Origin of the sequence: Brachyspira sp. G79, assembly GCF_002379365.1 — a bacterium.
Classification (GTDB): domain Bacteria; phylum Spirochaetota; class Brachyspiria; order Brachyspirales; family Brachyspiraceae; genus Brachyspira.
The window spans coordinates 2455075-2464337 of sequence record NZ_JQIU01000008.1; the positions used below are offsets into that span (position 1 = coordinate 2455075).

9 protein-coding genes are annotated in these 9263 nt (G+C 31.7%); 8 read left to right on the forward strand and 1 reads right to left on the reverse strand.

Annotation, left to right across the window (positions count from 1 at the left end):
- Nucleotides 1-31: 31 nt before the first annotated feature.
- Genes rsxC through KQ44_RS12250 form a run of 3 tightly spaced genes read left to right on the forward strand, consistent with a single transcriptional unit; the run spans nt 32 to nt 3024 of the window.
- The gene (rsxC, locus tag KQ44_RS12240) at nt 32-1339 is read left to right on the forward strand and encodes an electron transport complex subunit RsxC (RefSeq protein WP_096737642.1); all 1308 of its coding nucleotides are present in this window, start codon (nt 32-34) and stop codon (nt 1337-1339) included.
- Nucleotides 1340-1354: 15 nt separating this feature from the next.
- Nucleotides 1355-2452, forward strand: a complete 1098-nt coding sequence (locus KQ44_RS12245) for an RnfABCDGE type electron transport complex subunit D (RefSeq protein WP_096737643.1) — start codon at nt 1355-1357, stop codon at nt 2450-2452.
- Nucleotides 2452-3024, forward strand: coding sequence for an FMN-binding protein (locus tag KQ44_RS12250; protein ID WP_096737644.1), 573 nt, complete (start codon nt 2452-2454; stop codon nt 3022-3024). The genes KQ44_RS12245 and KQ44_RS12250 overlap by 1 nt, the downstream gene beginning before the upstream one ends.
- A 355-nt stretch (nt 3025-3379) precedes the next feature.
- Here the strand turns inward: KQ44_RS12250 and KQ44_RS12255 are convergent, their stop codons facing one another.
- The gene (locus KQ44_RS12255) at nt 3380-5788 is read right to left on the reverse strand and encodes a tetratricopeptide repeat protein (RefSeq protein WP_096737645.1); all 2409 of its coding nucleotides are present in this window, start codon (nt 5786-5788) and stop codon (nt 3380-3382) included.
- Between the two features lie 283 nt (nt 5789-6071).
- On the opposite strand from KQ44_RS12255, the gene KQ44_RS12260 reads away from it, so the two are divergent.
- The 5 genes from KQ44_RS12260 (at nt 6072) to KQ44_RS12280 (ending at nt 9211) form a co-directional block, all read left to right on the forward strand.
- Nucleotides 6072-6305 carry a 4Fe-4S dicluster domain-containing protein gene (locus KQ44_RS12260; protein WP_013114106.1) on the forward strand — a complete coding sequence of 78 codons (234 nt, stop codon included), beginning with the start codon at nt 6072-6074 and terminating at the stop codon, nt 6303-6305.
- On the forward strand, nt 6306-7361 hold the full coding sequence (locus tag KQ44_RS12265; RefSeq protein ID WP_096737646.1) for a 3-methyl-2-oxobutanoate dehydrogenase subunit VorB: 1056 nt from the start codon (nt 6306-6308) through the stop codon (nt 7359-7361).
- Nucleotides 7358-8092: a thiamine pyrophosphate-dependent enzyme gene (locus KQ44_RS12270; RefSeq protein WP_096737647.1), complete on the forward strand. Its 735-nt coding sequence runs from the start codon at nt 7358-7360 to the stop codon at nt 8090-8092. Before KQ44_RS12265 ends, KQ44_RS12270 begins: the two co-directional genes overlap by 4 nt.
- A 13-nt stretch (nt 8093-8105) precedes the next feature.
- Entirely contained in the window at nt 8106-8660 is a 555-nt protein-coding gene (locus KQ44_RS12275; RefSeq protein WP_020004639.1) for a 2-oxoacid:acceptor oxidoreductase family protein, read from the forward strand.
- A gap of 272 nt (nt 8661-8932) precedes the next feature.
- Complete coding sequence (locus KQ44_RS12280; RefSeq protein ID WP_276307048.1) at nt 8933-9211, forward strand: PD-(D/E)XK nuclease family transposase; 279 nt, start codon at nt 8933-8935, stop codon at nt 9209-9211.
- The last annotated feature ends 52 nt before the right edge of the window (nt 9212-9263 follow it).

Here is a 9263-nt window from a genome sequence, read left to right on the forward strand (position 1 = left end):
GATTAATTTGATTAAATGAAGGATTGATAATATGAAATTAGGTAAATTTCGTTTTGGCGGAGTACATCCAAATGATAGTAAAGACACTGCCGAAATCTCTTCATCTGCTCTCTCTGCATTACCTAAAACCGTTTTAATATCTATGGCTCAGCATATAGGTGCTCCTGCTAAAATGTTAAAAAATAAAGGTGATAAAATAAACAGAGGTGAGCTCATAGGTGAGGCTGGAGGTTATGTCTCTGGTAATGTTCATTCTTCTGTTACTGGAACTGTTGGTTCTGTAGATATTGCCCCTAATCCTTTGGGACGCGGTGCTAATGCTTTACTTATTAATGTTGACAGTACTGCTGACAATTTGGCATACTATGAAAACTCAAATTATATGTCATTATCAGCGGAAGAAATGGCTAAAAAGATACAGGCAGCTGGTATAGTTGGTATGGGAGGAGCTACTTTTCCTACTAATGTTAAAGTTGATGGAGCTGCTAAGGGCGGCTGCGATACTTTGGTTATCAATGGTGTAGAATGCGAGCCTTATATTACAAGCGACTACAGACTTATGATAGAATATACCCAAGATTTATTTAAGGGTATTGAGATATTAAGAAAAATTATTCCTTCTGTAAAAAGAACTGTTATAGGTATAGAAAATAACAAGCCTAAAGCTATAGAAGAAATGACAAAAATCGGAAAAGAGCATAATGTTGAAGTTATGCCTTTAAGACTTCGTTATCCTCAGGGTGCTGAAAAAATGCTTATTGATGCTACTACTGGAAGAGTTGTTCCAGTAAGCAAACTGCCTATGGATGTTGGAGTTTTGGTTGTTAACGTGGCTACTCTTTATGCTATATATGAGGCAGTTGCTAAGGATAAACCTCTTATAGAAAGACTTGTTACCGTTTCTGGAGACGCTATAAAAGAACATAAAAATGTTTGGCTTCCTCTTGGTACTCCTATTTCACATGTTGTAGAAGAGTGCGGCGGTATTACTGCTGAAAATGTTCTTGTACTTGCAGGCGGTCCTATGATGGGTACAAGCGTTCCTAATATTGATCAATGCGTTAATAAAGGTACTAACTCTCTTCTTTTCTTGGATAAAGATAAAATGCCTAAAGAAGTAGAATATCCTTGTATTAAATGCGGAAGATGCGGCAATGCCTGTCCTTTAAGATTATCTCCTACTGAAATTGCACATACTGCTAAGGCTAAAATTAAAGATAAATTGAATGATTTAGATATAGCAACTTGCTTTGAATGCGGCAGTTGCTCATATATATGTCCTTCAAAGATTCCTTTGGTGCAGTGGATTAGATTTGGTAAAGATTTGCTAAGAAGATAAATTAAGGAGATAATAATGAAATTTTATACAGAATCATCTCCTCATATAAAAGACGGAGATACTACTAATAAGATAATGCTAAGAGTAATTATAGCTCTTTTGCCAGCAGTTATATATAGTATTGTTTTGTTTGGGGCAAGAGTTATAGTTCTATATTTAGCTGCTATTATAACTTGTATTGTTTCTACTATAATAGTAAAAAAAGTAAGAAAAAAACCTTTAGTTCCAGATTATGCTGTAACAGTTACTGCTATACTTCTTGTTATGACGCTTCCTCCTTCTGCTACTATTACTATGGTTGTAATAGGAAGTGTAATAGCTATAGTGTTTGCTAAAGAAGTTTTCGGCGGATTAGGTTCTAATATATTCAATCCTGCTTTGGTGGGTAGGGCTTTTCTTCAGGTGGCTTTTCCTGCTCAGATGAGTATGTATACTCCTCCTAAAAATGTTCCTTTTTTAGGGGTGTTCGAAAATATACTTAAAGACTTAACTCTTACAGTTTCAGGTGCAACTCAGTCTTTAGACGCAGTAAGTGCTTTAACTTCTGCTACTCCTTTAACTTTCTTAAAATATAATGCTATTGATTTTGGAGGTACTTTAGCTTCTCAAATACAAATAGAATCGCATTATTATCTACAGATGTTATTAGGAAGTACAGCAGGTGCTATAGGTGAAACTTCATTCTTACTTCTTCTAATAGGTGGAATATTCCTTCTAATAACTAATACTATAGATTGGAGAATACCTTTAGGAATGTTTATTTCTTTGGTAGTAGTTAGTTTCCTACTTTGTATGGCTATGCCAGGTAAAGTTGCTTCTCCTATATATCAAGTATTGGCAGGCGGCTTTGGACTTGGTGCTTTCTTTATGGCTACTGATATGGTTACTTCACCTTCAAGTCATTTAGGAGCTTGGATATACGCTCTTCTAATAGGGGCAGTGCTTGCTATATTAAGAACTTTTGGTTCTTCACCAGAATATATGATGTATTCTATACTTATAGGTAATATGTTTATGCCTTTGATTGCTATGCTTACTCGTCCTTTGCCTTTCGGTAAAAAAGAGTTTCTTGCTATTAATAAAGCTAATGCTCAAAAAGAAGGGGGGAAATAATGAAAAAAGAAGTTGGTTATACTGCTGTTATTTCAGTTACTATTACTGCATTGCTTGCTGGTTTTTTACTTTCATTTGTATATTCTTCTTTTGAAAAAGATATATTGGCTAACAATGAAAAAACTGTACTTAATGGTGTAAAAGCTGTCATTGAAGGTGCTGATGAGCTTGAAGGTCCTCTAACAGAAAATTCTGCTTATCCATACTATATAGGGAAAAAAGCTGATGGTACTGTAGTAGGTTATGCTATGCTTTCTTCAGCAGGCGGATATAATGGAGAGAATAAAGTGCTTGTTGGTTTTGATGCCAATATAGATACTATTACTGCTATAGTTGTTACTGAACAGGCTGAAACTCCGGGGCTTGGTGCTAAAATTACTGAAGCTAGTTTTAGAGATCAATTTAAAGGACAAAGTTCAATTATTCCTTTAAGTATTGTAAAAGGAATAAAGCCCGAAGATGCTATTGAATCACAGATTGCTGCTATAAGCGGTGCTACTATATCATCTACTTCTGTTGTTAATGCTGTTAATAGTGCTAAAGATGAGGCTGTGAATTTATTTAAAAATTAAAAGTTATATATATTCTTAAATTAAAGGCTTATAAGATGTTTTTATATTCATTTTATAAGCCTTTTTATTTTATTATTTGTATATACCTAGATAACTATAGTTTGTCAAACTTTAGTTATTTATGAATGTAATTATGATTTATTTGTAACATAATATATTTTTGTTAATCAGTAAAATATGTTTTAGATGTATAGTAAATTACTTATTTGGTTAATAATAGGTAATTAGCCGCACGTATCGTTGACATTTGATAAGAATAAATTATACAGTGCGGGAAGGTGCACGCGAAGCGTCCCGAACGAAGATGAGGGGGAGCTCGCTGTTGACAAACTTAAAAATTTTCAGTATATAATATTTAATTTAAATTATTTTTACTCATAAACTCCAAAGCTGTTTTTATATTCTCTTTGGCTAATGAAATAATACATTTTACTATCAATTTTTTATCATCTTTATTTGACATGTTATATGCTTTTTCAAAGTAAGTATAAGCCTCTTCATTTAATTTATCAATTGTATTATTCATCTTATCAAGTTGTATTTTAATATATGCTATGCTGTTATGAGCAAGTGCATGTCTATTATTTAGTTTGATAGCTTCATTAAAACAAAATAATGCCTCATTATAATATTTTAAAGTATTTTCTTTATCATTCATAGTCTGATATATATTAGCCAATTTTGTAATAGTATATCCCATACTGTCATATATTGATGCATTGGTTATATTATCATCTATATCTAAAGCAAGACCTTTGTTATAATAAACTAATGCATCATTAAGCAGTTTTATAGCTTTATTAATATTTCCATTTTTAAACTCATTATTAGAATATTTTGTCTTTGAAAAACCTATTCCATTATAGGCATTTAAATAATTAGAGTTAATATCAAGTGCCCTTATAAAATCTTCAAAAGCTTCATTGTATAGCTTTAGTCCTACCTTACTGAGCCCTCTGTTATAGTATGCGTCTAACACTTTATTATCTATTTCTATAGCTTTGGTATAATATTCTATAGCATTATCATATTCTTCAATAGAGTCATAGCATATACCTATATTAATATATGCGTCTGTATTTTCTTTATCAAGTTCTATTATTCTTTTAAAATCTTCTATAGCTTCATTATATAGATTAATTTCCATTTTTGCTAAAGCTCGATTATAGTATGCCTCTAATGAATTATTATCAAGCTCAATAACTTTAGTATAATATTTTATAGCATTATCATAATCTTCCAAACATTCATAAGATAAAGCTAAATGATAATAAGCATATACATTTTCATTATCAAGTTCTAATACTCTCTTAAAATCTTTAATAGCTTCATCATAATTTTCAGTTCTGTAATATATAATTGCTCTTTCATTATAAGCGTCAATATATTCATTATTTAATTCAATAGCTTTGTTAATATATTTTAAAGCCTCATCAAATTCATTTAAATAAAAATTGGTAAGCCCTCTAAAATAATAAAACTCACTGTTCTCATCATACAAAGAAATAGCCTTGTCAAAATCTTCTAAAGCCTCTCTGTATAAATGTATTCTGCCCTTTAATAAAGCCCTATTATTGTATAAATAAGCGTCATTTTGTTCCAGCTCTATAGCTTTATTATAATCTTCTAATGCCTCATCATACATCTGCATTTCATTTTTGATAAGTCCTCTGTTATTGTAAGAGTATGTATCATCTGGATTAAGTTCTATAGCTTTGTCATAATCTTTTAATGCCTCTTCGTATAATTCTAAAGCCTCTTTTGCCAATGCTCTGTTATAATATATATATGATATATTTTCATCTTTTTCTATTATTTTTGTGTAGTATTTAATAGCTTCTTTATAATTGCCTAATTTGTATTCAATAAGTCCCGCATCATTATAAATGCTTATTATATTTTCTGGGTCAAACTCTATTGCTTTTTGATAGTCTTCTTTTGCTTCATCATATAACTCTAAATTACTTTTTGAAAGCCCTCTGAAATAGTAGGCATTTGATGCATTAGAATCCAGCTCTATAGATGTATCAAAATCATTTATTGCCTCTTCGTACAAACCTAAATAAAACTCAGTTAATGCTTTAAAATAAAATGCTTCGCTGTCATATTCTCTTAATTGTATTAGTTTATTAAAATCAGATAAAGCCTCTTCATATCTTGTTAAATATGATTTAGAATGTCCTCTATAATAATATATATCTGCAATATATTCTTCTTCTGTTCTTTCTATTAAAGATAAAGCCAAGTCAAAATTTTTAATAGCTTCTTCATAGTTTGCCAAATAAAAATATCCAAGTCCGACATAATATACAGCTTCAAAATCATCTTCATCAAACTCTAATACTTTTTTAAAATCTTCAATACCTTCTTCATATCTCTTTAAATATGATTTAGAATGTCCTCTGTTATAATATGCATCTGCTTTATCTGGAGATAATTCTATTACCTTGTCAAAATCTTTAATAGCTTCTTCATAATTTTTCAAATTAAACTTTGATATAGCTCTGTTATAATATGCGTCAACTAATGTATTATGAGTAATGTTTATCTCTTCATCATCTATATTTCTCTCTTCATCTTCATTTTTATTATCATCATAAGAATCACTGTATATGATAAACTCTCCGTCAGAATATGCTATAATATCTTTATTATAAATATCTATAATTTCATCTAAATAAGTTATTGCTTTGTTATAGTCATTATTACTGAATGCTTCATGTCCTAAATTGAATAATCTCTTTAATTTATCATCATTATTCATTATAATAAACTCACATTTTTTTAATATTATTAATTTTTTATTATATATAAAAATAATAATAATTACTATATATAATAAAAAAATCTCATAAAAATACCTTAGATAGTTATAACTATAATAAAAAATAGTTAGTATTATTCATTGACGTTTTTTCATTTTCACTTTATATATTGTACCATGGATTTTAATAGTATAAATTTTTGACAAAGTTTTTTTTCAAAATATAATATATCATTATATAATATTTTTAAGAAAACTAATAAAAAATGGAGGTAATAATATAATGGCCAAAGGTAGAGTGAGCATTGATAGAGAGCAATGCAAGGGCTGTTCTAATTGTATATCAGTCTGTCCAACTAAGATATTATATTTAGATAAAGAAAATATGAATTCTTGGGGGTATTATCCAGCAGCAGTTACAGATATGGAAAAATGTATAGGCTGTGCTAATTGTGCTATGATGTGTCCTGATATATGTATAGAAGTTGAAAGACTGGATAGAGAGGGGGATAAATAAATGGCTAGAAAGTTAATGAAAGGAAATGAGGCTATGGCAACAGCAGCTATTACAGCAGGCTGCAAATGTTTTTTCGGATATCCTATTACACCGCAGAATGAAATACCAGAGTTTATGTCTAAGGCTATGTATGAATCAGGCGGAGCTTTTGTACAGGCAGAAAGTGAAGTAGCTGCTATTAATATGGTTTATGGTGCAGGCGGTGCTGGTGTAAGAGCTATGACTTCTTCTTCTTCACCTGGTATTGCTTTAAAGCAGGAAGGTATATCATATTTAGCTGGTGCTGAAGTTCCTGCGGTTATACTTAATGTTATGAGAGGCGGACCTGGTCTTGGAAGTATACAGCCTGCTCAAAGCGATTATAATATGATGACTAGAGGCGGCGGTGATGGAGATTATAATTGTCCTGTTTTGGCACCTGCTAATTTGCAGGAAGCTGCTGATATGATAATGGAAGCATTTGATATAGCAGATCATTACAGAACTCCTGTTTATGTGGCTGCTGACGGGTATATTGGTCAGATGATGGAGCCTGTGGAAATCATTTATAAACCTAAATATGAGCTTAAAGAAAAAACTTGGGCTACTACTGGTATGCGTGGTAAAAGAGAAAAAAATGTTGTAAACTCTCTTTATTTAGAGCCAGAATTATTATACAAGCATAATATACATTTACAGGAAAAATATGCTGAAATAAAAGAAAAAGAAGCAAGAGCAGAAAAATATTTCACAGATGATGCTGAGCTTATATTCGTATCATATGGTACTATGTCTAGGGTTGTTAGAGGTGTTGTTGATAAACTTAGAGAGGAAGGTAAAAAAGTTGGAATGATACGTCCTCAGACATTATGGCCTTTCCCTGTAAAAGCATTTGATAATCCTAATTGTAAGATGTATGTTTCTATAGAGATGAGTATGGGACAGATGATTGATGATATAAAATTGGCATGCGAATGTAAGGCAGAAGTTAAGTTTTACTGTAAAGCAGGTGGATTAGTACCTACTGCTCATGAGATAATAGAGAATGTTAGAGGTTTTTCTGGGGGTATAATATGATAGTTTTTGAAAAGTCAAAAGGTTTAACAGATGATAGAACACATTATTGCCCAGGCTGTATGCATGGCACTTCACAGAGAATAGTTGCTGAATGCTTGGAGGAGCTTGGGGTATTGGATAGAACAGTAGGTATCGCTTCAGTGGGCTGTTCTGTACTTGCTTATAAATATTTTAATTGTGATATGCAGCAGGCAGCACATGGAAGAGCACCCGCAGTTGCTACTGGAGTAAAAAGAGCAGTTGCTGATAGTATTGTATTTACGCTTCAGGGTGATGGAGACTTAGCTGCTATTGGTACAGCTGAGATAATACATGCAGCAGCACGCGGAGAGAACATAACTGTAATATTTTTGAACAATGCAATTTATGGTATGACAGGCGGTCAGATGGCACCTACTACTTTGGAAGGTCAAAGAACTACAACAACTCAGGCTGGAAGAGATTTTCACAGAGCTGGTAAGCCTATAAGAGTATGTGAAATGCTTGCTACTATAGAGGGTGCTACTTTTGTTGAGAGGGTTGCTTTAGACAGTCCTGCCAATATTAGAAAGGCCAAAATGGCTACCAAAAAGGCTTTTGAACATCAGATAGCAGGAAAGGGTTTTTCTATAGTAGAAATGCTTACAAGCTGCACTACAAACTGGGGAATATCTCCTACAGATTCGCATAAATGGATAAGAGATTATATGATACCTCATTATCCTTTAGGCAATTTTAGAAATGATGCTTAAATAAGGAGTATTTATGAGTACAGAGAGAATAATTTTTGCAGGATTCGGCGGTCAGGGTGTTATGTCTATGGGGCAGATGATAGCATATGCTGGTATGATAGAAAATAAGCATGTTACTTGGTGTCCTTCATATGGTCCTGAGATGAGAGGAGGTACTGCCAACTGTTCGGTTGTGGTGAGTGATGAGCTTGTAGGTTCTCCTATTATCTCTCATGATGCCAATGCTGCTGTAATAATGAATCTTCCTTCGCTTACTAAATTTGAAAAAGATGTTCTTCCTAATGGAATACTTCTTATAAACTCATCTTTAATAGATAAAAAGGCTTCAAGAGATGATATAAAAGTGGCTTATGTTGAAGCCAATAAAATAGCTGGCGATATAGGCAATCCTAAATCAGCAAATATGGTAATGCTTGGGGCTTTACTTACGCTTCAGAATATAGTATCATTTGATAGTGTTCAGCAAGCATTTTTAAAAGTATTCGGCGAACGTAAGAAAGATTTTTTACCTAGCAATGAAAAGGCTTTGAATGCAGGACGTGATGCTGTAAAAGATTTGGTTTCTTAAATAAAATAATAAGTTTATAAAAATAAAAATTATAGCCTCTGTACTTTAAGTAGTGCGGAGGTTTTTTATTATTAAAAAATATTTGGGGGCGGGTGGGCGGGGTAATTAGATTTTTAATAAATAGTACATTATATTTTTTATAGAGCATATCTTTTATTAAAAAACTTATTTACTATTTCTTATAAAAAAATTTCTTTTATAGGCTTATTTCGCATAAAAAACTTGTTTAACTAATATTTATTATTATAATTTTGGAGTATAATATAAACAGAATGAACGATTATTTTGTACGCTATCTTTTAGGCTCTGTTGGCAATGAGGATATACTTGAGAACATAGTAAATGCCGTACTTGAAGACTTAGGATTTGAAACTGTACACAACTTACAAATAATCAATCCTCACAACTTACCAGAAAATATTAACTTAAAAGAATCCGTACTTGATGTAAAAGCCATTACAAATGACAAGATAAAAGTGATTATAGAGATACAGCTTTCTGGAAATATAGACTTTTTGAAATATACTATTATATATCTAATATATATCTAAGAACATAGTAAGCGAAGTGAAGAAAAAGTGCTTTATGATATAATAAGTGAAA

What these genes read in the sequence shown, in the direction of transcription:
- rsxC (WP_096737642.1), top strand. Translation starts at nt 32, where the DNA reads ATGAAATTAGGTAAATTTCGTTTTGGCGGAGTACATCCAAATGATAGT.
- KQ44_RS12245 (WP_096737643.1), top strand. Translation starts at nt 1,355, where the DNA reads ATGAAATTTTATACAGAATCATCTCCTCATATAAAAGACGGAGATACT.
- KQ44_RS12250 (WP_096737644.1), top strand. Translation starts at nt 2,452, where the DNA reads ATGAAAAAAGAAGTTGGTTATACTGCTGTTATTTCAGTTACTATTACT.
- KQ44_RS12255 (WP_096737645.1), bottom strand. Translation starts at nt 5,788, where the DNA reads ATGAATAATGATGATAAATTAAAGAGATTATTCAATTTAGGACATGAA.
- KQ44_RS12260 (WP_013114106.1), top strand. Translation starts at nt 6,072, where the DNA reads ATGGCCAAAGGTAGAGTGAGCATTGATAGAGAGCAATGCAAGGGCTGT.
- KQ44_RS12265 (WP_096737646.1), top strand. Translation starts at nt 6,306, where the DNA reads ATGGCTAGAAAGTTAATGAAAGGAAATGAGGCTATGGCAACAGCAGCT.
- KQ44_RS12270 (WP_096737647.1), top strand. Translation starts at nt 7,358, where the DNA reads ATGATAGTTTTTGAAAAGTCAAAAGGTTTAACAGATGATAGAACACAT.
- KQ44_RS12275 (WP_020004639.1), top strand. Translation starts at nt 8,106, where the DNA reads ATGAGTACAGAGAGAATAATTTTTGCAGGATTCGGCGGTCAGGGTGTT.
- KQ44_RS12280 (WP_276307048.1), top strand. Translation starts at nt 8,933, where the DNA reads ATGAACGATTATTTTGTACGCTATCTTTTAGGCTCTGTTGGCAATGAG.